This is a genomic window from Bifidobacterium sp. ESL0800, from assembly GCF_029395355.1.
GTDB lineage: Bacteria > Actinomycetota > Actinomycetes > Actinomycetales > Bifidobacteriaceae > Bifidobacterium.
The window spans coordinates 1,804,021-1,828,723 of the sequence record NZ_CP113913.1 but is presented as its reverse complement, the minus strand read 5'-3'; the positions used below and the strand labels follow the sequence as shown (position 1 = coordinate 1,828,723).

At 58.7% G+C, this 24,703-nt stretch carries 16 protein-coding genes; 5 read left to right on the top strand and 11 right to left on the bottom strand.

The window, feature by feature from the left end; translation table 11 throughout:
- Positions 1 to 21 precede the first annotated feature (21 nt).
- The gene (locus OZX75_RS07050; RefSeq protein ID WP_277145942.1) at positions 22 to 1,857 is read left to right on the top strand and encodes an FAD-dependent oxidoreductase; all 1,836 of its coding nucleotides are present in this window, start codon (positions 22 to 24) and stop codon (positions 1,855 to 1,857) included.
- A 324-nt stretch (positions 1,858 to 2,181) separates the two neighbouring features.
- Positions 2,182 to 3,357: an ATP-binding protein gene (locus tag OZX75_RS07045; protein WP_277145941.1), complete on the top strand. Its 1,176-nt coding sequence runs from the start codon at positions 2,182 to 2,184 to the stop codon at positions 3,355 to 3,357.
- A gap of 424 nt (positions 3,358 to 3,781) precedes the next feature.
- Here the strand turns inward: OZX75_RS07045 and OZX75_RS07040 are convergent, their stop codons facing one another.
- Positions 3,782 to 6,649: a phosphoenolpyruvate carboxylase gene (locus tag OZX75_RS07040; protein WP_277145940.1), complete on the bottom strand. Its 2,868-nt coding sequence runs from the start codon at positions 6,647 to 6,649 to the stop codon at positions 3,782 to 3,784.
- Positions 6,650 to 7,315: 666 nt separating this feature from the next.
- Between OZX75_RS07040 and OZX75_RS07035 the strand changes: the two genes are divergently transcribed.
- Positions 7,316 to 9,145, top strand: a complete 1,830-nt coding sequence (locus tag OZX75_RS07035) for a threonine/serine exporter family protein (RefSeq protein WP_277147488.1) — start codon at positions 7,316 to 7,318, stop codon at positions 9,143 to 9,145.
- Positions 9,146 to 9,507: 362 nt separating this feature from the next.
- Here OZX75_RS07035 and trpS read toward each other — a convergent pair whose 3' ends face one another.
- Positions 9,508 to 10,617, bottom strand: coding sequence for a tryptophan--tRNA ligase (gene trpS, locus OZX75_RS07030; RefSeq protein WP_277145939.1), 1,110 nt, complete (start codon positions 10,615 to 10,617; stop codon positions 9,508 to 9,510).
- A 140-nt stretch (positions 10,618 to 10,757) separates the two neighbouring features.
- Here trpS and OZX75_RS07025 point away from each other — a divergent pair, with 140 nt between their 5' ends.
- Positions 10,758 to 11,180, top strand: coding sequence for a DUF3073 domain-containing protein (locus OZX75_RS07025; RefSeq protein WP_277145938.1), 423 nt, complete (start codon positions 10,758 to 10,760; stop codon positions 11,178 to 11,180).
- 6 nt (positions 11,181 to 11,186) lie between these two features.
- Here OZX75_RS07025 and OZX75_RS07020 read toward each other — a convergent pair whose 3' ends face one another.
- Positions 11,187 to 11,603: a sterol carrier family protein gene (locus OZX75_RS07020; protein ID WP_277145937.1), complete on the bottom strand. Its 417-nt coding sequence runs from the start codon at positions 11,601 to 11,603 to the stop codon at positions 11,187 to 11,189.
- Positions 11,604 to 11,930: 327 nt separating this feature from the next.
- Complete coding sequence (locus OZX75_RS07015; RefSeq protein ID WP_277145936.1) at positions 11,931 to 12,146, bottom strand: hypothetical protein; 216 nt, start codon at positions 12,144 to 12,146, stop codon at positions 11,931 to 11,933.
- Positions 12,147 to 12,359: 213 nt separating this feature from the next.
- Here OZX75_RS07015 and OZX75_RS07010 point away from each other — a divergent pair, with 213 nt between their 5' ends.
- A complete protein-coding gene (locus OZX75_RS07010) occupies positions 12,360 to 13,133 on the top strand; it encodes a rhomboid family intramembrane serine protease (protein WP_277145935.1) in 774 nt (257 codons plus the stop codon).
- Positions 13,134 to 13,415: 282 nt separating this feature from the next.
- On the opposite strand, the gene OZX75_RS07005 is transcribed toward OZX75_RS07010, so the two are convergent.
- The 7 genes from OZX75_RS07005 to OZX75_RS06975 all read right to left on the bottom strand — a co-directional run bounded on the left by OZX75_RS07005 (position 13,416) and on the right by OZX75_RS06975 (position 24,693).
- Positions 13,416 to 14,444, bottom strand: coding sequence for a D-alanine--D-alanine ligase family protein (locus OZX75_RS07005; RefSeq protein ID WP_277145934.1), 1,029 nt, complete (start codon positions 14,442 to 14,444; stop codon positions 13,416 to 13,418).
- Between the two features lie 11 nt (positions 14,445 to 14,455).
- On the bottom strand, positions 14,456 to 15,766 hold the full coding sequence (locus OZX75_RS07000) for an aminotransferase-like domain-containing protein (RefSeq protein WP_277145933.1): 1,311 nt from the start codon (positions 15,764 to 15,766) through the stop codon (positions 14,456 to 14,458).
- A gap of 310 nt (positions 15,767 to 16,076) precedes the next feature.
- Positions 16,077 to 16,385, bottom strand: a complete 309-nt coding sequence (locus OZX75_RS06995; RefSeq protein ID WP_277145932.1) for a type II toxin-antitoxin system YafQ family toxin — start codon at positions 16,383 to 16,385, stop codon at positions 16,077 to 16,079.
- Positions 16,372 to 16,686: a type II toxin-antitoxin system RelB/DinJ family antitoxin gene (locus tag OZX75_RS06990; protein ID WP_277145931.1), complete on the bottom strand. Its 315-nt coding sequence runs from the start codon at positions 16,684 to 16,686 to the stop codon at positions 16,372 to 16,374. Before OZX75_RS06990 ends, OZX75_RS06995 begins: the two co-directional genes overlap by 14 nt.
- A gap of 150 nt (positions 16,687 to 16,836) precedes the next feature.
- Positions 16,837 to 19,314 carry a protein kinase family protein gene (locus OZX75_RS06985; RefSeq protein WP_277145930.1) on the bottom strand — a complete coding sequence of 826 codons (2,478 nt, stop codon included), beginning with the start codon at positions 19,312 to 19,314 and terminating at the stop codon, positions 16,837 to 16,839.
- 163 nt (positions 19,315 to 19,477) lie between these two features.
- Positions 19,478 to 21,805 carry a murein biosynthesis integral membrane protein MurJ gene (murJ, locus tag OZX75_RS06980; RefSeq protein WP_277145929.1) on the bottom strand — a complete coding sequence of 776 codons (2,328 nt, stop codon included), beginning with the start codon at positions 21,803 to 21,805 and terminating at the stop codon, positions 19,478 to 19,480.
- 29 nt (positions 21,806 to 21,834) lie between these two features.
- Positions 21,835 to 24,693, bottom strand: coding sequence for a DUF6049 family protein (locus tag OZX75_RS06975; RefSeq protein WP_277145928.1), 2,859 nt, complete (start codon positions 24,691 to 24,693; stop codon positions 21,835 to 21,837).
- Positions 24,694 to 24,703: the final 10 nt, after the last annotated feature.

The window sequence follows — 24,703 nt, the reverse complement described above, 5'->3', positions numbered from 1 at the left end:
GAATACGATATAAAGGACAACATGAAGCAGCAAGACGATTTGTACGACGTAGTGGTGATTGGTGGCGGGCCGGCTGGGCTTACCGCAGGCCTGTATCTGGCTCGTGCTCGATATCGTGTAATGATCCTCGAGAAGGAGGATTTCGGCGGCCAGATCAACATCACGAATGAAGTGGTGAACTACCCCGGCATTGCGCGCACGGATGGTCGTGCGTTGACCGAAACCATGCGCCAGCAGGCCGAGGACTTTGGTGCGGAGTTCATGGTGGCCGATGCGACGGGTCTTGACGTTGCAGGCGATATCAAAACCGTACACACCAATCGCGGCGACCTCAAAACGTTCGGTATTTTGGTCGCAACGGGTGCCAATCCTCGTAAAATCGGGTTCGAGGGCGAAGCCGAGTATGCCGGCCGCGGTGTTTCCTACTGTGCCACCTGCGATGGCGAGTTCTTCAATGGCCAGGAGGTCATCGTCGTCGGCGGCGGTTTCTCGGCGGCCGAGGAATCCGTGTTCCTCACCAAATATGCCAGCAAGGTCACGATTTTGGCGCGTGGTGACGATTTCACTTGCGATGCTTCCGTCTCCAACGAAGCCAAAAACGACCCCAATATCGAGATTCATTACAACACCGAGCTGAAGTCCGTTTCGGCAGGCGAAGGCGGCCTGGTAAGCGCCGTGTTCCACGACCGCAAAACCGGCGAAGACAATGAATGGAAGCCGACCAAGAGCAAGAATTTCGGTGTGTTCGTCTTTGCCGGTTACGTGCCGCAGACCGAGATTCTGAAAGGCGTCGTCGACCTCGACGAATACGGCTACGTGATTACGCACGGCTATCTTGAGACCACTGCGGCCGGAGTGTACGCGGCCGGCGACCTGCGCGAAAAGAACCTGCGTCAGGTGGTCACCGCCGTTTCCGACGGTGCCGTTGCCGGCGTGGAACTTGAGCGTTATGCCAAGGACCTGAGCGAGAAGACCGGCCTGGTGCCGCCTCGCCCGACCAGCTCGAATTATGAGAAGCGCGAGGCCGAAGAGGCTCGGAAAGCCGCCAATTCCGGCACTTCCCCGGCTCCGGTTTCCTCGTCCTCGTCTGCGGCCTCGTCCGATGCCGGCGCTGCTGCTCAAGGCGGCCGCGCCAAGACCTCCGGATTCTTCGACGATGCCATCCGCAAGCAGCTCGATGTGGTCTTCGGCCGCATGAGCCAGCCGCTGGTGCTTCAGCTTTCGCTCGACAAGACCAGGCTTTCGCAGGAGCTCAAGGGCTTCATCGACGAGCTGGTCGGCTTGAGCGGCGGCAAGCTTTCCGCCGTTGTCGCGCCGGATTCTGCTGACACCGAGGATGAAGAGGACGCGGAAGGCCGCGCGAAGTTCGATGCCGCTGCCATGATGCCGATGGCCCGTCCCTGCGTGCGTCTGTGCAAGGTGGGAGCCGACGGCGGCGTGGAGCCTACGGGTCTGGCGTTCCATGGCGTCCCCAGCGGCCACGAGTTCAATTCGTTCGTGCTGGCGCTGTACAACGCGGCCGGCCCGGGCCAGAAGGTGGATGATGGCACCCAGCGGCGCATCGAGGCATTGGGCGCGGACGGTGACACCACCGACGTGATGGTCCTCGTCTCGCTGACCTGCACGATGTGCCCGACCACAGTGCTCTCCTCGCAGCGCATCGCCGCCGACAATCCGAAAGTGCGCGCCGAGGCTTACGACATCTCGCACTTCCCCGAGCTGCAGAAGCAGTACGGGGCGATGAGCGTGCCCTGCATCGTCGTCAACAAGACCGCCGCTGATGGCACGACCACCCAAAAAGTCGAGTTCGGCAAGAAGTCGGTCCCCCAGATGCTCGATCTCATCAACGAGGCGTGAAGCGCAAAGCGCGAAGCGTACGAAGGCAAAATCAGATATTTACGGTTTCGCGGCGTGAGGCGCAAGCCACAAACTCATTTTCAAGACCTCCCCGGTTCATCCCAGCGGAGGTCTTTTTATGTTGATTGCGGAGTAGATCCTATGTTAATTAGGTAGTAGACCCTATGTTAATCATGGAATAGAGCTTATGTTTATTGTGGAATAGATTTTATGTTAATCCGGGAATAGACTTTATGTTAATCAGGGAGTAGAGTGTATGTTAATCAGGGAATAATGGGGATGGTATCGTTATTACCCAAAGTTAGGGAATGATAGGAGAGGCCAATGATACCAAGGGAAATCACTGCTGAAATGCATGACCTGTTTCGGCAGTTTCCAATCGTTTCACTGACTGGTGCTAGGCAGACCGGCAAAACGACTTTATTGCGCGAGGTATTCAGCGATTACGCATATGTTTCGTTGGAGAATCCTCGGATGCGTGAACTGTTGCAGACCGACGCTGATACATTTTTCGCTCGTTATGGTATACATGTCATCTTCGATGAGGCTCAGCGTATGCCTGACCTGTTCTCGTATCTTCAAGGAATTGTGGACGAGCGCCATCAGGAGCCGGGGCAATTCATCCTTTCCGGATCACAAAGCTTTCTGTTGATGAAATCCATTACGCAGTCTCTTGCCGGTCGGGTCGCGGTGCTGCACCTTATGCCGTTCTCGCGCGGTGAGCTCAAAGCGGCAGGCAAAGATCTTGGCACGATGGATGAGTGGATGTGGCGTGGTGGATATCCTCGGCTTTATGACACTGCCAATGAGGTGAATCCAGAGAAATATTTCCGTAGCTACATTGACACCTATCTTGAACGTGACGTTCGAGAAGAACTCGGTGTTCGCAAACTGTCGGCCTTCCGAAACTTTCTAGTGCAATGCGCGATTCGGGTTGGGGAGCTTATCAATTATGCGTCGCTGGCGAAAGCCTGCGGAATCGATGTGAAAACGGTGCAGGACTGGCTTTCGGTGTTGGAGGCCAGTTTCATCGTGTATCGTATGTATCCATACTATAAAAATTACGGCAAACGGCTTGTCAAGACACCTAAATTGTACTTTTATGACACAGGGTTGGTGGCTTATCTTCTGGGGATTATTTCGCCGGATAGGCTTCTGCTCAGCAAATATCGTGGACCGATTTTCGAGAATGCAGTCAGTAATGAAGTCATGAAGGAATACTACGTGCGCGGGCGAAAGCCGACTTTTTATTTTTGGCGTGACACCAATCAGAAGGAAGTCGACCTGGTTATCGAAAAAGGCGGCGAAGTCCAGTATTTGGTTGAGGTCAAAGCCTCTGCCACTTACGATCTGCATGCGTTCGCGCGGGTCGATGAGCTCGGCGAAACCATGGGGCTGACGACTGATCGTCGCATTGTCGTCTACGGTGGCGACCAAGCCTTCGACACCCGTTTCGGCCGGTTGCTGACGTTGGATGACGTCGATCAGCTGGTGGTGTGAAACGTGTCGGGGTCAGTGGGCCAATGAGCACAAAGGTCGCCAAATAGCAGAAGCGGATTGGCGGGTTTCCGCCGTTTTGGGTTTGGATTTGGTGACTTTTGTGCGTATCTGTTGCTGAATAAGAATATAGAGAATCTGCGTGGCTGCGTTGCGGATCTTTTATATTTCATACATATCGTTTTGCCGAAAATCATCGTTTTGATGTCTTATATAGCATCTCTAAAGTGCGATTTTGACCATTTTCGTACTTTAGCAAGTTGTTTTCAATATGCTAAATGTTGATTTTGCTAGTTTTCGCACTTTAGAATAGGCGGATTGCCTTTCTATCCGGCAATTTTGGATAAGTACGACGAAGCCTCGCTGAAATCCTTTGAAAATCAGGATTGCCGGCGAGGCTTCGTTTTACCGCTTATCGGCTTAAGAATCAGCCGGTGTTCTGCAGGCCGGCGGCGACTCCGGAGACCGTGCAGAGGATGAGGTAGGTGAAGCCGCCGCGCTGTTGGTCGCGGGCCAGCTCCTCGTTGTCCGTCTTCTTGGGCTCGACGGCACTGGCGTTCGCTGGGGTCTCGCCGTTGGCCTTCGCCTTGGCGGCCGCGGCGTCCTGCTTCTTCTGCAGTTCGCGCTGGCTGCGCAGGGCAAGCACCTGGATGACGGAGAGGATGTCGACGTACGGCGAACGCACGCGCACGGCCTGGCCGAGCACGTGGCGGTGCTGCAGCGGCCAATCGTCGCCGACGATGGCGAGCACCCACTTGCGGGTGAGCTCCATCTCGTTCAGCACCTTGTCGCGCAGGTCGTCGCGGTCGCCCAACGCCAGGTACATCTTGGCGATGCGCTCGTCGGTCTTGGCCAGTGACATCTCGATGTTGTCGATGAACGTGGAGAACATCGGCAGCTCCTTGTAGGCGCCACGCAGGGTCTTCAAATCGCCGAATTCCTCGCACGCGGTTCCCAGGCCGTACCAGGCGGCCAGGTTGATGCGTGCCTGGGCCCAGGAGAAGACCCACGGAATCGTACGCAGGTCATCGAGCGACTTGGCGCCGAGGCCGCGCTTGGCCGGGCGGGAACCGATCGGCAGCAGGCCGATTTCGGTCAACGGGGTCACCGTGGAGAACCAAGGCGTGAAGTCGGGCGTATTGAGCAGGTCGAGGAAGCGCTTGTGCGCGGATTCGTCGAGCTTCTGCGTCATCGGTGCGTACTTCTTGGTCATCTCGGTGGTCGTCTTCTCGACGCTCGGAGCGGATTGCAGCAGCGTTGCCGCCGCCACGGACTCGACGTGACGAATGGCCAGCGCTTGGTTGCCGTAGCGGGCGAAAATGCTCTCGCCCTGTTCGGTGAGTTTGAACCGGCAGTTGACGGAACCTGCCGGCTGCGCGAGAACCGCACGGTTCGCAGGGCCGCCGCCGCGGCCGACAGCGCCGCCGCGCCCGTGGAAGAGCGTCAGGTCGATGTCGTGCTTCTTGGCCCATTCCGCAATGCGCCATTGCGCCGAATGCAGCGCGAGCGTCGCGGTGGTGGGGCCGGCGTCCTTGGAAGAATCCGAGTAGCCGAGCATGACCTCGAGCTTGCCGCCGGTGGCCTTCAGGCGGGCCTGTACCTCGGGGATTTTGATCATTTCGTCAAGCACGTCGACGCAGTTCTGCAAGTCCTGGAGCTGCTCGAACAGCGGGATGACGTCGATGGTCGGCACATCCTCGGGGTTCGAGAACGCCATGCGGTTGAGCTCGTAGACGTCGCGGATGTTCTGCGCGGACTTGGTGAACGAGATGATGTAGCGTCGGGCGGCCTTCTGGCCGTTGCGCTTCTGGATGGCGCCGAGCGCGCGGAAGGTGTCAAGCACCTCGTGGGTCATCGGCTGCAATTCGCCGCGTTCGCCGTGCAGGCCGTGCTCGCGAATATCCTCCAGAGCGCGGGAATGAACGAGCGAATGCTGGCGGAACTCCGTCTCCACAAGATGGAATCCGAAGGTCTGTGCCTTCCAGATGACGTCCTGCACCGGGCCGTAAGCCGCGCGCTTGTCACCGGCGGCCGCCAGCGAACGTTGCACGATCTTGAGGTCGGCGATGAAGTCGTCGCAGTTCTTGTACATCAGGTCGGCATCACGCACCACAGTGTAATGCAAACGGTCGGCCATGACCAGCATGGCCGCGCGGTGCAGCTCATGCGAGGAGGTGGAGGCGGCCTTGTCGGTCAGGCGCTCGCTCATTTCCTTCTGGTGGCTCCAGAGGTTGACGAGTTCGTCGCTCGGGGGTGTTGTGACGGCTTCCATCGTCAGGTTCGTGCCGGCGGTGCGGGTCGCCTTTTCCAGCGCTTCGATGGCGTGGTCGCTGAACTTGCGGGCCACGGCGCGGCTGACCTTGGCGGTGACGTTCGGGTTGCCGTCGCGGTCGGTGCCGATCCAGGAACCGGGATGGAAGAATGCGGGGCATTGCGGCTCCGAGATTCCGGCCTGGTCGCCCAGGATCCAATCGTCGAAGCGGCGATAGACCTGCGGGATGGTGTCGAACAAGGTGTTGTCGAAAATATCGATGATGGTATCGGCTTCCTCGACCGGTGTCGGCTTCTTGGCGCCGATCGGAGAGGTGCGGAAGAGCGCGTCGATCTCGTTATACAGACGACGGTAGTTTTCCTTCTTGTCGGAGCCGCCCAGCAGCTTGCCGGCGCTCAAAAGCGTGGCGATTCTGCGGATCTTGCCCTCGACGGCCTTGCGGCGGGCCTCGGTGGGGTGCGCGGTGAAGACAGGATGGAACTCGAGTTTGTTCAGGAGTTTCTTGGCTTTGGCCGGGCCCATTTCATTGATGAGCTGGTGGTAGGCGCCGGTCAGTTCGTTGACCGGATCGGTCGCCGCGTCCTCGGCGACGTTCGATTCGCGCTTGTGCAGCACCGAAACGCGGTAGTTCTCCTCGCAGAGGTTCGCCAGGTGGAAATACGTGGTGAGCGCGCGTGCGAGCAGCTGTGCCTGATGGACGTCCAGGGCGTCGATGACCTTTTCGGCCTTTTCGAGGTTGTCTTCCTTGGGTTGTTCCTTGCCGATGGTTTCCGCATAGTGCTCGGCGCTCGCCTTGACGGCGTAGCCGCGGACGGTGTCGAATGTGGAAAGCAGGTTCTTGTCGTATTCCCCGAGCACGGTGCGCAGAATCTCAAGACAGAGCGCCAGATCGTCTTTCAGCGTTTCGGGAAGATCACGTTCCTCGGGGCCTTTGGTCCCGACGCCGGAAGTGAATAATGCGGCATCAGGCTGCGTGATCGGTTGATTTTTTGCTGGCTTGTTGTTTTTGGTACTTGTAGCCATTCAGACCTCCTTCAAACCAAGCGTCCGGTTGTTCGGTCTGTCGGCATTCCGCGGCTCCTCCGCGGTTGTGGTGCCATCTGTTGCGAACCCAAAGCCATTGCTTGGCGAGTCCTGTTCGATTGTAAGGTGACCTAATCGACATTTTTGTAACGAAACCCAATAATGGCCATATTCCGGACGAGTTTTCCGGGAGGCGGAGACTTACCTCGTGCGTGCTAAGAATATAGTGTCGAAAAGGTCAAAGTTTTATACGAACGTAACGGTGTTTGTTGTATTTCGTGCGATTTGAGTGTGGGGAGCCTAGCTTGAGGCGTGTGGAGAACGTGGGATGCCGAAACGATGGGGGAAGTTGCTGCTGTTATGGCGAGGAAAGGGACGAATTTGACGGACGACAATACCGGTGCGAACAGGGAAGCCGACGTGGACACGGTTGCCCAGGACATTGAGAAAACGGTCAACGTGACCGATGGCGTCAACGATGCCGAGCGCGGCAGCGAAGGTATCGACGATATTTTTGGCGAATTGGGCGAATCTGATTCCGAGGAATACCGGCGTGTGGCCGAGGCCGTGGCGTCGATCGATGACGAAGTGGACAGCGGCGACAGGGCCGGTTACGGGGCTCGCGGCGATCACCGCGCCAAGGTCCACGACCGGCTGACGCATTACATGCCGCTGGACACCGCCGATATCGAGCGCGATTGGGACACGCCGGTGGTCGACGCCGGCATCGCGGCGAAGGCCAGCATTATCGCGCGCGTCGGGCTGCTCGACCTGCGCGCGGGCACGGGAAGTTTCCGTATCCGCGAGTTGATGCACCGCATCGGCTACCCGCTCGGCGTGCACGTGCGGGCGAACATCAACCTGACCGATATGGGCGTATCGTGCAGCGACGGCGTCAGTAGGATTACGCAGGTTGTCGATTTGCCGACAACCGGAGTCAATACGGAGCGTATCTGGCTGCTTGAGCACTTCGCCGATTGGTTCAGCGTCAATATCGGTGCGCCCGCGACCACTTACCACGCGCAGACCGCGGTGTCGCAGGCGATGGTGCAGCAGCTCGACAACCCCGACGCCGAGCGTTCCGTGCTGCGTGCCACGCAGAAGGCTCACCGTGAGATCGAGCGGCGTAAACGAATTCATGAAAAGGCCGTCAAACGTGCCAAAAAGCGCGGGTTCCAGCCGCCGAAGGGCGAATATGCGGAGCATTTCGAGCACATCGGCAAGACGCGCGAGGACATCGCCGCCGAACGTGCGGCCGCGGCTGCCGGCAATAATGTCGGCAAGAAGGTCGCTTCTGAGCCCGTCCGTAATGGTTCCGACAGCGTTGATAGCCATAATCAGGCATCGGGTAACTCCGTCAATGTCAATAATACAGTAAACCAAAATGTCGATAGTGTCAGGGCCGCTAATTCTGCTGCTGCCACTTCTTCTGTTGCAACGAAATCGGCAGGTTCCAAACCGCAAACCAGTGTCGGGGCCGCGCCGAAACTCAGCTCAAACACCAGCCGCGGCATCACCGTCCGGCAGGCGCATGAACGGCTGAGCCTTATCCAGCACCGCAAGCCGCTTTACGCCCCGTGGTTCTCGGCCATCGCCTCGGCCGTGGCGTGCGCGTGCTTCGTCTTCCTGCTCGGCGGCGGCCCTTACGACATGATCGGCGCGTTCATCGGCGCCGGCATCGGCCATTGGGTGCGTCGACGGTTGTTCGTCTACCACCTCAACCAGTTCTTCGTCACCTTCGTGGCGGTTGCGGTGGCTGCGTTCGCCTGTGTGGGCACGCTGCGGCTGATCGGCGTCTTCGACCCGGTGGCCCTGCGTCACGATACCGCCTACATCGGCGCGATGCTCTTCGTCATCCCCGGTTTCCCGCTGATCACGGGTGGTCTTGATATCGCCAAAATGGATCTGCCCAGCGGCATCCAGCGCCTGGTCTACACGCTCGCGCTCATCCTCATGGCCACGCTCGCCGGCTGGATGGTGGCGTCCATCGTCCACCTGAGCCCCCAGGGCTTCGAGCCGCTCGGCCTCAATCCGTGGGTCACCGGCGCCCTGCGTGCGCTCTGCGCGTTCGGTGGGGTCTGGGGCTTCTCGGTGCTGTTCAACTCGCCGCAGCGCATGTGCTTCACCGCCGCGATCATCGGTGCCATCACCGACACCCTGCGCCTCACCATCGTCGATTTCGGCATGCCGCCCGAGGCCGCCGCGTTCCTGGGCGCGATGCTCGCCGGTCTGCTCGCCTCGGTCTGGCGCTCGTCGGTGCGCCACGGGTTCCTGCCGCCCTACCTGGGCTACCCGCGCATCTGCCTGACCGTGCCGTCCATCGTCATCATGGTGCCCGGCCTCTATATGTACCGCGCGATGTTCTACTTGGGCCAGTTCGATACCCTGAACGCGCTTGATTGGGCCTTCCGCGCCTTCATGGTCATCCTCTGCCTGCCCATCGGCCTGGCGATGGCCCGCGTGATCACCGACAAGTCCTGGCGTTACGACGTCTGATAGCACAAAGGTCGAGTGATGAGAAATCAGAAATGGCAAGAAATGGCCATTCCTAAAACCGAATTACTCGACCTTTGTGTTGACAAATACGATAAATTCTCAGAATATTGATGGTTTAACGGGAATTTTGTCATTCTGAGTGTGGCAAAATTAGTTTCTTATAACTTTTAAATGACAAGAACTGAATTTCTTGTCATTTTCGATTGACAAGTTTTTGACGACTTTTAAAAGAATTTTAAGAATTCTAGTTCTATTCCAGAGATTTCATTACATATTCTAAAAATCTATATTGCGGTTCTTAGAATCTTAGACTGCATTTTAAGAACCGCAAATATTTATAGACTTTTGGCACAGGTCGACAATCAGTACTTCATGCCCATGGCCTCGCGCACCTGGTCGAGGGTTTCCTCGGCGATGGCGTTGGCGCGCTTGTTGCCGTCGTGCAGGATGTCGCGCACGGAGTCCATGTCTTTGGCGAGCTCGGCGCGGCGCTCGCGGTGCGGTGCCAGATAGTCGTTCACGGACTTGATGACGTACTGCTTGAGCGCACCGGCCCCGGCGTCGCCGATTTCCTCGGCGATGTCCTTCGGGTCGCGCCCGGTGACCAAGCCGGCGGTGGTCAAAAGCGCCGAGACCTGCGGGCGTTTGACCGGATCAAATGTAATACGACGCTCGGAGTCCGTAGGGCTCTTCTTGATGAGCTTGGCCGTCTCCTCGGCTGTGGCGGAAAGCGAAATCGCGTTGCCGTAGGACTTGCTCATCTTGCGCCCGTCAAGACCCGGAATCTCCGGTGCGTCGGAGAGGATCGCGACCGGCTCGGGGAACACGGGGTGCTTTTTCGCGTACCGTTCGTTGAACCGCCGCGCAATGGTGCGTGTGATCTCGATGTGCGGCAGCTGGTCCTTGCCCACGGGCACGACGTTGCCCTTGCAGAAGAGGATGTCGCACGCCTGGTGCACCGGGTAGGTCAGCAGCAGGCCGGTGAGCGCGTGGCCGCTGGCCTCCTTTTCGGCCTTCACCGTGGGGTTGCGCTCGAGCTCGGCTTCGGTCACGAGTGAGAGGAACGGCAGCATGAGCTGGTTTTCGGCGGGTGTGGCCGAGTGTGTGAAGATCATGGTCTTGGTCGGGTCGATGCCCGCCGCGAGGTAGTCAAGCACCAGGCCGAGCGTGTTCTCGCCGATGTGTTCGGTGGTGTCGCGGTCGGTGATCACCTGGTAATCCGCGATCAGGATGTTGGTGTGCACGCCTTTGTTCTGCATCTCGACGCGCCCCTTGAGTGTGCCGAAATAATGGCCGAGGTGCAGGCGTCCGGTCGGGCGGTCGCCGGTGAGCATCGTGAACTTGCCCGGGTCCTTCTCAAGTTTCGCCGAAACCGCGTCGGAGCGCTTCTTCGCCGCTACGAAACTTGCGCTTATTTCGTTGCCCGCCGCAGTGACTTGTTCCGTTTCCGTGTCGTTCTGTTCGTCCGCCATGACCCGCCCTTAATGTCTGGAATCCTTGAAAATCTTGTTTTTATGGTAAAAGTCTGAGCCGACAATGAAACGTAACAGATTGGGTGGTATCCTACTATATTGATGGATTAAATTGCGACTGAAAATAATCGGGGGGTCAAATGGGCCGCGGACGTCAAAAGGCTAAACAGAAGAAAATGGCCCGTAAGCTGAAGTATTTGACAACCGACACCGATTACGACGAGCTGGCAAAGGAGCTTGGCGCGCAAGAACCAGGGAGTGGGTCGGCAGATCCGTTCACCGAGGTCGAGAAGGAATATTCAAGGGCTCACGGCAAGGTCGATAACGACACGCACACCGAAGCTGCAGACGAGCATGGGGACTCGCCGGTTGCCGATGACGATTTGGACGATTACGCCAAGTGGGCCGCCGAGGCGGCGGCAAAGGCGGCAAACGGTGACAACGCGAAATCCGCGTCCGCTTCCAGCACCAGGAAAGCGCCGATGCCGAAGCCGCACAAGCCCATTCGTATGCCAGTTCCCAGCGCCCTGCGCAAGCCGAAGCCCAAGGCCAGCGAGGCCTGAGCAGCTTCAATCCAGCGGCAGCAGCGCGCTGAGGTCGTCGCGCTCGCCTACCGCGCTGATGCGGCCTGCTTCCTTTTCCTCGGACCACGTCGTCAGTCCGCAGGCCAAGCGTAACCACACGTCCGGGTCGAGCTCAATGACGTCGGGCGGGGTGAGATTGTGCGGGTCCGACTCCGGGCCGTCGAGGATTTTCACCGCGCTCCACGGCGCCACGCGTACTTCAACGCCGGGCCCGGGAGCCTTGTTTTCCAACAGATACAAGGAATATCGCACCGCCATCGCCCACGTGTTGCGCGGCAAGCCGTCCGGTGAAAACGCAAGTCTCGCCTCAAGCGGTTCGCCACGATGCGTGTCCGCCGCCTTGCGCCACGCATCCAGCGCCGCCATACCCTTCGAAATGTCCTGTTCCCGTATCGCTGCCATACCGTCATTGTATATGGTGACGGGTCACTAACGGGCCTCTGCTGCCGGGCTGCTTTGTCGCTTTGCGATTCGAAGATACGCTGAAAATCACATTTTTGGCCCCATTTCCGTGATTTTCGTTGCATTTATCGGCTCTACGCAATCAAAATCACGTTTTTGGCCCTGTTTTTGTGATTTTCAACGCAGCCTATCTATCCAACGCGTTGGGAAGCATGGTTTTGGCCCTGTTTTTGTGATTTTCAGTGTGTCTGCCATTTCAATGCAGTCATATAAGCACAAAAAAGGGAGCCGACAACTGTCGACTCCCCTTCTTAAATAAATCGCAAATCAGGCGGTAGCGGCTTCCGGGCCTTCTTCAGGCTTCGGGTCGGCTTCCTTATCAAGACCCAAATCGACTGGCGAAGAGCTGTTTTCCCACGGCTCTTCCCACGGATCGTAGTCGGGGTTCTGCTGCTTGTACATATAGAAACCGACGACTGCAGCGAGCAGACCGCCGAAGAGCAGCGCAAAGAACTTCCAACCGTTAGAAGACTTGTTCTCCATGACGGCTCCTTTCATAAGTGTCGGCCTGCGCGTCCAAGCCGACGTTGTTTCTATCCTAGCCGATGTTCTGTGACAATTGGGTGGAAAACCTCAAGAAAAGTAAAAAGTTCAAGGTTTCTTGAAGTGGGCATCAAGGTTTTGTTCCCTATGTCTGGCCTCTGACGTCGTGAAGGAAAGCAGGTATATGTACCCGTTCTTCGATAAAATGGCCCAATGACCAATGAGAACGGCATCCAACGATGGTATCGGAAACTTAGGTATGAGTGGGCGATCGAAGGTCCGGTAATGACTTGGGCGATTGTCGTCATTTGTGTGGCCGTGTGGCTGGTGGAGGTCCTCTGCAAATACGCTTCTCCGCAGCAATTCGACGTTATGCTTTTCAACTGGTCGTTCATTCCGGGGCAAGCGGTGTTGAAGCCATGGACTTGGTTCACCTCGATGTTTATGCATGATCCCAACGTGCTGCACGTGCTATGCAATATGCTTACGCTGATTGCCATCGGTCCGTTTCTGGAAAAGATGCTTGGCCATTGGTGCTTCCTCGCGTTTTATACGATCTGCGGTCTCGGTGCCGCTGACGGGATGATGGTTTCCAGCTATTTCACCCATGATTGGGCCACTGGTGGCTACGGAGCCTCCGGCGCGTTGTTCGGGCTTACCGCGATGCTGCTGTTGGTTGCCTATCGCACGCATACGGATATTCGCGGCATGCTGGTGTGGGTCGCCATCAATTTCGCGATGCCGCTATTTATCCCGCACGTGGCGTGGCAGGCTCATGTCGGCGGATTCGTGATTGGCCTGCTGCTGACTTGGTTGCTGCTGGACGGAATTCCCGCGCTGCGTCGCCGCCCGCTGTGGGTACGGATGCTGGTTTACGGCGCGATTCTGGTTGTGCTGCTGGTGGTGTTGGCAGTGGTGGTCACGCCTTCGTGGGTGGCCCAGATGGAGCTGTTCGCGAAACATCTCAATCTGCAAAATCTGCCGTAGACATTGTTGTGCTTTTTGTCGCGCTGCTATCGGACTTAAAAGAGGCTTGTATAGTGCCTGCGCAGGTTTAATTGCGCAGAAGCCCCTGCTGATAATCGTCCAGCGGGAGGGGCTTCTGCATGCTGGCATGAGTGTATGCGGTGAATCTCCGCTGACGGTTAGTGAGTGGGGGCTTTAACACAATTGATGCCACATGGGTTGGGCGGGCGATGCTGGGAATCGGGCGACCTATTCGGTGGCGTCAGACGGCGTGATGCTGAGATCAGGCTAAAGCCTGTGGTGTCAGGCGGCGCGATGCTGGCGCAGGACGGACTCGACCAGCTGCGAGTAGAGGTCGGGCAGGCTGTAGCCCGCGGCGATGGCGGCCTGGGGCAGCTGCGAGGTTGCGGTCATGCCGGGGGCCACGTTCGACTCGAGGAACTGCGGGGTGCCATCGGCGTCGACGATGAAGTCGGTGCGGGAGATGTCGCGCAGGCTCAGCGTATTGTGCGCGGTGAGCGCCGCTTCCTGTGCCGCTTTCAGAACGGCTTCAGGCAGACGCGCAGGCACGTAGAAATCGGTCGGGCCGGGGTTGACGCGCGCCTCATAGTCGTAGTCGCCGTCGAAAGTGGCCACCTCGAGCGGCGGCAGCACGAGTGGCTCGCCGTCGATTTCCAGCACGGAGACCGAAATCTCGGTGCCGGTGACGGCCCGCTCCACCAGCGCGACGTCGCCGTACGCGAAGCTGTTGACCATGGCTTGCGGCAGTTCGGAAGCCTTGTCGACGCGGGTGCAGCCCATCGCCGATCCGCCTTGGGTGGGCTTGACGAAAAGCGGCAACGCGAGCGACGAAACGAGCAGATCCACCACTTTCTTCGCGCCCAGCTCGCGGAACGTCGATTCGGGCAGCGTCACCGAAACCGGGGTGGAAAGGCCGCCGAGCTTGCGCACCACGTTCTTGGCGATGGGCTTGCTCCAGGCCGTGCGCGAGGCCTTGGCGCGTGAACCGATATACGGCAGGCCTTCCAGCTCGAGGATGTCGCGGATCGAGCCGTCCTCGCCGTTGGCCCCGTGCAGCAGCGGCCAGACGATGTCGGGGCGGGTCTTCGGGTCGCTCAGATACGGCAGCAGCTCGCTGTCCATATCGTGCACGGCGACGTTCCAGTCGGCCTTTTCGAGGTAGCCGCCGACGCGGTGGCCGCTGGCGAGCGAGACGTCGCGTTCGTGGCTCATCCCGCCGCAGATGACGAGCACTTTGGTGGCTGCGCGGTCGATGGGAGCATGGTCTTGTGCCTTGGTTGAACGCTTGGTGGTCTTGATATGCTTTGCCATGATTTGCTCCTTCAGTCTTTCCTATCCTCGTGCCTGGCGTGTGTATCCGCGTCGGCCGGGGCCGTTCCGAAGAGTTCCGCGGTCTTGAGTTCGCTGTTCATCACACCCGCGAGACGCTTGATACCCAGCGTGATCTTCTCCGGCGTCGGGTAGCAGAACGAAAGGCGCATATGGTGCGTGCCGCTGCCGTCGAGGTAGAAGCCGGTGCCGGCCACGTAGGCGACTTTAGCGGTGATGGCGCGCGGCAGCATCTCCTTGGAATTGAGGCCTTCGGGAATCTGCAGCCAGATATAGAAACCACCTTTCGGCTTGTTCCAGGAGCAGTATGGCAGGTACTTCTTGAGCGCCGCGTCCATGGTGTCGCAGCGCTCCTTGTACATGCCACGGTACTGGCTGATCTGCTTCTTCCAGTCGAAATTGTCGAGATAGGTGGTGATGGTCATCTGGCTCATGTTCGGCGGGCAGAGGATCGATGCCTCGTTGGCCAGGATGAGCTTCTTGCGGATCCCCGGAGGCGCCACGATCCACGCGATGCGCATGCCCGGCGCGATGATCTTGGAGAAGCTGGAAAGGTAGACCACGTTCTCGGCGTCCATCGAGCGCAGCGCGGGGTAGGTCTGGCCGTTGAAACCGAGCAGTCCGTAAGGGTTGTCTTCCACGACGAGCACATGGTGGCGTCGCGCGATCTCGAGGATCTTCGGCCTGCGTTCCACGCTCATGGTCACGCCGGCGGGGTTGTGAAAATTGGGCACGGTATAGAGGAACTTGACCTTCTTGCCGGCTTTTTGCTGGGCGACGATGGTCTCCTCGAACGATTCGGGGATGAGCCCGTCCGCGTCGGTCATCGCGTTGACCACTTCGACTTGGAAGGAGGCGAAGACGCCCAGCGCACCTACGTAGTTCGGGGCCTCCGTGATCACCACATCGCCCGGGTCGCACATGATGCGAGTGACCAGGTCGATGGCGTTCTGCGAACCGTTGGAAATCACCACGTCGTCGGGCTGCACGTCCTTGATGCCCTCGAGTGCCATGATCTGCAGCACGTCCTCGCGCAGATGCGGGTCGCCCTGCGCCGAACCATACTGCCAGGCCACGTCGCCCTTGTCGACGAGCATCTTGGCGATGAGCTGCGAAAGTTCCTTGAACGGCAGATACTTCAGGTATGGCATGCCGCCGGCCAGCGAGACGACGTCCGGGCGCGAGGCCGTGGCGAAAAGCGCGCGAATCTCGGAGGCGCGCATGTTGTCGGCGCGGGCCGCATACGAGCCGTACCACGGGTCGCTGTTGAAGACCTTGGACTTGGGGTTTTCGGTTTCAGACATCGATCTATGCCTTTCTTCGGTTGCGGTCCCGCTTCGAACGAGTACCGCCTCCCGAACAGATCGTGCGATTAAAGAATATAAGAGAAGACTCTAGTCGCCACTGCCAGCCTTGCAAACGCTGACGAAAAACCGGCACCGCTTCAACACGCTTCCGGCGGTTCATGGGGAAGGGGCTAAGGGCTATCGCGCTATACGTAGTTATAGAAGCTCATATCTCAGGTGTTTGGATGTGTCTGATGGGAATTCCGTCGGTTGGGTTGAGGCCGATGTGCGCTCGGTGACATCCGATGCACAGATAGCTGAAGAAGAATCACTGTAGCGGCCCTTGGAAGAGTTGGGCATGTTCGCCGATGCGCACGAGACGAATAACGGGGTTCGATTTGTGTGGCAGGTACAGAACGACTACGTCAACTTCTCCGTCGGAAAGGTGGAAATCAATGTGGCCGTTATAGTTGCCGCCTGGATTGTTTAGCGGATGCGGGCGATATCCTGATGATACCTTGCCGTTCTGGGCCAGCTCATCGATGGCGGACTGCAATTCGGCAACGAGATACGGGTATCGTCGTCTGAACGCCGCGTAATCCTTGACGAACTGCGAATCAATCTTAATCTGAAACACGATCGGCCTTTTGGTTCAGATACGCCATGGCGTCTGCCGCGTTGGTGAACGCCGGCGAGTCGTCGGGTACTTTGCCGTCGGCTCTTTCCTGTGCATATTGCATGGCTTCGATGGTTGTTTGGTTTGGATTGAACGATTCGGGAAGCCGTACCGAAAAGGGGAACCCGCGGTCCTCGACGAACTTCTTGGCCATGACGTTGAATGCCGCCGTTGCAGAAAGCCCCAACGCATTGGCTATGGCATCGAACTGTCGTTTGAGATCGCTGTCCATGCGCATCGTAAAAGCGGTAGTGGTTGCCATTATAACTCCTTTGATATCAGAAAGGTATAATAATGATACCAGAAAAATGCTAGATGCAATCCATTTCCCTTCAAACGAGCCGTGCTCCGATTGGGAGAGAACCAGGACGATACGCGGTATCGGCGTTGCCGTGCCGTGCACACTTCGTTCCTAGAACAGCTGGACGTGGTTGATGTAGAGGGAGTTGTTGGGCAGCGAGTTCATCGGGACCCAAAGCAGGAAGTCCTGCGACTTGACGGGCTTCTTCAGCTTGACCTCGGTGGTGCCGCTGGCGTCGAAGGTGAACTGCGCGACCTGCTGGCCGGCGTTCGGATCCTGTGCGGAATTGGCGATGAGGTAGCCGGTGCCGCCGGAAGTGCGAATCTGGACCACGAACCGAGTGACGTCCGCGGGCTGGCTTACATGCATGTAATACGCGAGGCCGTTCTGGCCGGCCGGGTTTTCGTAGAACTGCTGCTTGTCGATGGTCAGCGGCGTGTTGTTCACCGGGATTGACGGCGCAGGCACGGCCTTGGCGACCTTGTCGGCCTTGGTCGCTTTGGAGTTGGATTCGCCTTCGGACTTCGAATTCGAGTCATTGGCGGAGCCGCCGTTCTGCTCGTCGGAGTTGCCGGAATCGGCAGAGCCCTGTTCCTCACCGCCGCCGTTGCTTTGAGCGCCGAACGGCACTTTGTTGAGGTTCATCTTGGGCCACGGGTCGGAGCTGGTTTGCTGATAAGTGCCGGTGCTTTTGCTGTTGTGGCCGACCAGCACGTACGCGGCGACCCCTGCGGCCGCGAGAATCAGGACGATGACGGCGATGATGGCGACGACTTTGGTCGTGAGTCTGCCGAGTAACGGGGTGTCGGCGATGTCATCGCCGGTCGGGTTGGCGGATTGCTGTTGGGCCCGCTGCTGAGGGGTGAAGCTGGGAGGTGTAACAGGATTGACCGCGTCGATGGCCTCTTGCTCCGCTTGGAGCGCCTGCGCGGACTCGTGTCCAGGCTCGATGGGATTCCCGTTGGCGTCGAACAGCGGAATACGCCCTGTGGCTTCGGTGCGGTTGCCGGGGGTGATGTCCGGCGTGCCGGTGGCGTTGCCTTTGACGGCGAAGTCGAATTGCATCGTCGGATTGGTGTTTTGTATGGTGTTTTGATCGAAATCCGGGAAGATGGAATCGTCGGCGGTCGAATCGAAGGATTTGAAAGCGTCTGCCATTTCTGCGGCGGTCAGATCGTGCAGATCCAAGCGCGGGGCCGGGGCGTTGGTCAAATCGTCGGAGGCGCCGGATTGATTGTTGCCGGACTTGCCGCGTTGGCGCCACCACTTCGAGGATTTGTCTTGTGCGGGCTTTGCCGAATCCGAATTCTGTGCGGAGGCTGGGTTTTCGTTGGTACTATGGGCGTTGTCGGCAGCGCCGGAAGTGCTGGAAGCGGCCTGAGAATTTGACGCGGTGCCTTTATTTGGTGAAGTTGCCGGGCTGCTCTGAGACGACGCCGGCTTCGGTCCGGTCGGCGCGCTGCCGGCAGCGGAATCGTGGCTTGTTTCTGCGGTTTCCGGTTGATTCGTTGAATCCGCCTTCGCCGGTTTGCCACCGTGCTGGACGTCAGCGGACGAAGAAGCTGCAGAAGCTGCAGCAGCGGCAGCGGAACTGGCGCGGTTGGCCGCAGCACCCGCCTGCTTCTGCGCTGCACCGGTGAGAGCGCCGGTTCCTGCAGCGGCAGCGGCGACGCCCTGTGCCGCCCCGGATTTCGCTGCACTGGAGGCTTGACGAGCGCGGAACTGCAACTGGTTGGTCGAAAGGTCCTGCGGGAAATCAAGCAGATCGCTCGGCCGTGGCCTGCGCAGCGGAAGCCTCGTAATGGAAGCCTCTCCATCGGAATTGGGACGTTTCACTTCGCTTGCGGGAAGCTTTGCCAGCGGTTTGACTTCGCCCAGCAGCGCCACAAGCTCGGACAGGGAAACCATCGAAAGGGTCGGACTGCCGTTCGCGTCGTTGATGGACAACCCGCGTTCGCAGATGATGCGTAATTCTTCCGGAGTGTCTTCCGGCAGCGCGGAAAGGTCGAAATCCTTGATTTCCGAAGTCCATTTACCGATGAGCATGGCGTAAAGAAGCGATGCGAGCTCGTGGACTGCGAGCATTTCCGGTTTGAGGTGCTGCTTCACGGGGCCATTGGTGAACATCGCCTGAAGAGGGACGTCGGCAATCTGGACGCCTTTTGATGTAATACGGACGATATCGGTGCTCAGAGACTTCATGCTCAAATCGTCACGCAACAGCGTTTCGAGCCCATCGGCGACTTCGGCGATGACGGAATGCATGGCATCGTAGCCGAGCTTGCGTTTGCCGTGCCCGATGAAATCGTTGAGCGAAAGCCCGCGATCCAGTTGCGTGATGAGCACGGGGACGTCGCCGACGCGCTGCATCTGGATGACCGGCGTGAAATGAGGGTTGCGAGAAAGGGTAAGCGTCGAGGCTATGGCCTCGAAACTGGGGATGGCGGCCTTGTCGGTGACGATGAACAGCTGGCAGTCGTGCGCGAGGACCCGATCGTTGGCCTTCCACGCCTCGAGCCCGGGTACGCTACGCAGCGGCGACACCAACGTATATCTGTTGATGACGATATCTCCCAGCTGTGGCTTCATAATGTCCTCGACCCTACGCGCAAACGAATGTAAACAATATCAGGCGGCAAAGCGCCTCTTTTATTCTATCCATGGCCGTGGCCGGGGCGGAAGGTTTTGTGGCAAGGTTTCGTGTCGATTTGTTTGGTGTCTGCGGCTTGGCGCGTGTGGATTCGGTGCCGTCTCAGCGAGCGCGGTGACGGGCGGCTTTGCCGACTTGCCGTTCCAACGCCATTGCGTCGTCCGCGGCAACCGGTGGCAAGCCCAACGATGCCGCAGTAAGCCACGAGAAATCAGCGGCTGAGGTCGGGCGTTCGAGGCCGGATTCGGTGGGATTGCCGGATTGGGCATCGTCGCCGTCGGTCTCGATTTCAGCGCCGTTTTGGTGTGACGATGCGTCGCCGAGGTCGAAAAGCGGCTTGATTTGTTGGGCCGAGCGATCGCCATAAGACGTATCGGCGGAATTGACGGGTTCGATAGGAAGCGGCGGAAGTTCCGTATCGGCTGTTTCGCCTAATGGTGAAATCGCGGAAACGGAAGCAAACGTGAGGTCGTCCGATATCTCGACCACCGGGAATTGATTCGGCTTTTGGGATTCAGGGGCTGCTGCCGCCGGCTCGGTTTCGTGCGATGCCGAAGCGGGCTCGGGACCATTGCCGGTTTCTGCGTCGACTTTCAGGTTTTCGCGATCCGCATCATCGTCCGTCGCGCCACTGTCCAACGGGTTGAAGCCAATCGGGTCATAATGCCGCGGATGACCTGTACCGAAAGGGAATTTGTCTCCCGCAGTCTGGGAATCCTTCTCTTCGGTATCAGAGGTGTCGTGCTCGTTTCCTTGATAACCGTTTCCCTGACTGCCGGTGCCGTCATTGCCGGGAAGTTTGATACCGAATCTGCCGGCCAGCGAACGTGCGATCGGCATCAGTTCCTGCGTACGAAGTACCCACAACGTACCCACATACAGCAGCGTGACGATGATGCCCAGCACACAGCAGACGCCCACGGCCTGCAACCAGTTCATATGCCCGCCGCGCACGCCCGAGCCCGGCTCGATATCGGCGCCGAATAGCCCGTAGACCGGGTAGCGCAGCAGCCAACCGACCGCGGCGGCGACCAGTGAGGCGATGATGCCTTTGCCGAACGCGGTGGCGATGCGTTTGCCGTCGAGCCGGCCTTGGAAACGCTTGCGCATCATAGTGATGATGACAGGGAAGGCCAGGATGAACGACAAGGACATCGTAACGCCCACCGTGGTGGCCCAGTTGAACGGCGAGATGAACAGGATCGCGATGACGATCATCAGCGCCTGCCCGCCCGAGACCAACAGGGTGAAGAAGAAGGGGTGGTAGCCGTCCTCGAAGGCGTAGAACGTGCGTTGGATGATCAGATAGGTCGAGGAGAACGGCAGCCCGATCGACAGCGCGGCGAGCGGACCGGCCATCAGCACCGCCTCCTTGACGCTCACGCTGGGCAGCAGGGCGAGCGTGATCGGCGTGGGGATGACGATGAACATCACGGTGAACAGGCACATCATCAGCCAGACATTGCGCAGCGAACCGCTGAGATCTTCGCGCGCCCCGTCGAGGTCGTGGTCGGCGATGGCCTGCGAGATCTTGGGGAACATCGCCGTGGCGACGGAGGTGGCGATGAGCGAATAGGGCAGGATGTAAATGGTGTTGGCGTTCCAATAGCTGGCGTTGCCGGCCATATCGAGCACGTTGAGATGCAACTGCGCCGCCTTGCCGGGCACGCTGGTGAGCACGCGCTGGTTGACGATGGTCTGCAACTGATCGACCACGACGATGCCGATGCCCCAGGCCGCCACGGAACCCATCGAACGCAGGCCGAAGCCGTGGATGCCCCAGCTCGGCCGATAGTGCAGGCCGATCTTGCGCAGCGGCAGAAACAGGACGAGCGCCTGGAACGCCACGCCCAGCGTCCACATGCCCGCCGTCAAGGCGATTTTCCCGCTGGTCCAGAAGCTCAGGGGTTGCCTGTTCGCGCGGCCGAACATGAGGATGAACGCGGTGAAACCGATGCAGCTGATGACGTTGGCGCCCACCGAACTCCAGGCGTAGGTGCCGAAACGGTCTTTGGCGGCGAGGATCTGGCCGAGCACGGTGTAAAGGCCGTAGAAGAAGATTTGCGGGACGCACCAGAAGGTGAACGAGGTCGCCAAGGCCAGCATGTCGTGGTCACCGTTGACGTAGAGACGCGTGAGCGGAGGGGTCAGCAGCGCCACGAGCAGCGTCACGCCTAGCAGCAGCGCGATGGCGAGGGTGACGAGCTTGTTGAGCCGGTCCTGTGCGTCCTTCTTTTTGAGCGTGCGCACGATCTGCGGAACGAGCACAGCGTTGAAGATGCCGCCGGAAACCAGCGTGAAGATGACCTGGGGAATCTGCGAGCCGGCCTGGTAGGCGTCGGCCGCCATGCCTGTCGTGCCGAGCGCGGCGGCGAGCAGGATGGTGCGAACCTGGCCCGTGATGCGGCTTGCCGCCGTCCCCACGGCCATAACCATCGAATTATGACCTACGGAAGAGCTCATTCGTCAGGATCTTTCTTGCGGTTGAATTGGCGCCAGAGGCCGAGCACGCCTAGAAACAGCGCAATGACTATGAAGATCATGCCGCTCATGTCGCTCAGGCGTAAAGTGCTCGTGATGCGTGTCGATTCCGGGGTGGAAAACGCGTCGCCTCGGCGGTCGGTAAGGGTCAGATGCGCCGTGGCTGTGCCGGAGGTCGAAACGCGGACGTTGAACGTGGTTTGGGCTTCGCTGCGCGCCGGGATGGAAAGCGTGGCGAAACGTGTCGTGACGATTTCCATCGAATTGGACAGCGATGAGATCTTGACCGTGACCGGGTAAGGGTGGTTGTTGCTCACCGTCACCGGCATTTTCGCGGATTCGCTCAAGACGGTGATGGATTCCGAAGGAGTGATTTTGATGCCATCCATCAGCTGGCCGGCGAGGTTCTGGGCGCTTGCGTCCATGCGTTTGGCGACGGTGTCGTTGCAGGAAAGGGCGTGGAGGGCGATGGCGTTTTGCAAGGAGGAGATGGCGGCCATCCAGTCGCAGCCGTTCTTCGAGCGCTTCGCCGTGGCGTCCGCGTCCTGGCGGGCAAGGGATTGCGCGTCGCCGGTGTCGACTTTGGTGTTGCCTGCGTTTGCGTTTCCTTTGACATTGCCGTTGTTGGTGGCGCCCCCGTTGGTTGAGTTGCTGTTGGCGTTTGAAGATGAAGAGGGTGACGAGTTTTCGGACTTATTTGTATTACTAGATTTATCGGATTTGCCGTTTTTTGAGGAAGACGTTCCGGATTGCCCCGATGTTTCGTCTGCTGAGGAACCCGAGGTCGCGTTTGAACCTGATGCTGAACCGGAGTTGGAAGCTGAGCCGGAGCTTGCTGCGGATGAGGAGTTCAAATCGGCCTTGGATGGACTGCTTTTATCGTTTGGTGTCTTGGATTTTTCCGAGTTTCCCGAATTGCCCGAGTTCTCTGACGTCTTTGACGAAGATTCATCGAGAATAGAATTGGTGAATCGGTCGATGTCGTTTTTGCTTGCGGCGAGCGTGGAAAGTGACTGCCGGATTTTTTCGAGAACGGATGCGTGTATGTTGGCCGAATCGGGAACCGCACTGGCGGCTTTCTCCCCGGAAAGATAGGCTTCGGTCTGGTTCAGCTCGCTCATACTGCGCAATTTCAGCCATGGTGCCTGTTCCACCGCCTGCATCAAGGTATCGGCATTTTGCGCGTTGTTTTCGGAATTGGCAGTGCCGGTGTCGAAGCAGATCAGCAGATTGCGCGCGGCGTAGGGGCTCTCCATCTGGTAAAAAGCGCTTTGCGCCATAAAACGCGCAAGCCTGCCGGCAGCGCTCGACTCTCCGTCGACGGTTTTGTCGGTGGGCAGGCCTTGCGCGAGTCGGCTCAACTCGTCCTGCGCGGTGAGCACGGTGATGTCGCCGGCCGAGGTATGGATGATGTATTTGCCGGTGTGGATCGTGGAATTGTCATCGGCGTCTTCCACGCCGGTAACGTCGGTGGCGATGGCGGTGGAATATCCTTGTGCTCTCGCCGTTTGTAACGAACCCATCGTCCACCGTCCGTGGCCCGGCCAAGCGTAGGACGGCATATTGGCCTTGGTGTCGCCGGTGGCGTCACGATATTGCTTCAACCCAGTTTCCGCGTTCCAGTCTTTGGACGCAATGCCTGCCTTCTCGTACTCGCTGCCATTGTTCAGGGCGGAATATGCGGTGATGTCGAAGTCGCCGGACTGCATGATTCCGCTGGTTTTCGGCGGCACGGGAAGGCTCTGCGCCAGCGTCGGATCCGTGATGACCTGCAGGCCCGGATGCTTGCTGATCAATTGTTCGACGGGTTGCGAAAGTTTGTGTGTGCTGAGGATTTTGGCGCTGTCCCCAACGCCTGCGGTCATGAACTCCGTGAGCTTCTGCCCGTCGATCTGCCAGCCGTTACTGGTCAGCGGCATGGCGATGGTGATGTCCATCGGAGGGGTGTTGGCGGTATTGAGGCCGTCACCGGAACGGGTCAGGAACGTATGCGTGGTATTGAGATATGGCTTCTGTGATTTTGAAGCAGATTTGCCTTCGTCGCTTGAATTCCGAACGAACGAATAGTCGACGCGCACCGGCTTCGGGCCCCACGAAAGCATGTTTTTCAGGCTCTGCTGGTCAGGATTTGCATCGATGGTGACGCTGGTCTTCTCGCCTTTTGCGATTTCGGGCACGTTGACTTGCCCGATTTGGTTGGGCACTTGGATTCGTGAATCCCCTTGTGCCCATTGCTGCAGGTCCGAGCGCGAGACGAAGGTGTAATAGTCGTTGACGGCCACGCTCAGTGTGCCCGCCGGCAACGCGCTGTCGCTGGTGTTTTTGATGACCGCGCTCAGATGATAGCCGGAGTTCGCAGTGACCACGGGTGTTGACGCGGTAATCGTCACCTCGGCATCCTTTTGTGTGCCTTTGGCGCCCGGTTCGTTGGACGCTGAGCCGTTTTGATCGGCATTGCCCGCAGTGCCTTGCAGCGTTTGCCTCGATGAAGGGGAAAAATTATTGAAGGAACGCGTCGATGGCGATGTCTGCAGGCCCGGAGTCTGTTCTTCGGAAGTCCCGTCTTCCGGCGTCTGGGTCGGCTGCGACGGTGTTGCGGGTTTGGCTGGTTCCTTGCCGGTGTTGTCGCCGGGAGTGGAAGGATTGGCCGGAGTGGTCGAAGAGCCCGAGCCTCCCGGATTGGTCGTTGAAGTATCCGAGGATGCGTCGGTCTCTGAGGTTTCCGCAGCCATTGCGACACCGGGCGAAAGAACCAATGCGGATGCGCACAGCAGGGCTATGACAGATGAGACGATCGCCGAGATCTTGGAAGAGAGGGGCGATTGTTTGCTGTCCATATTGGTGCGG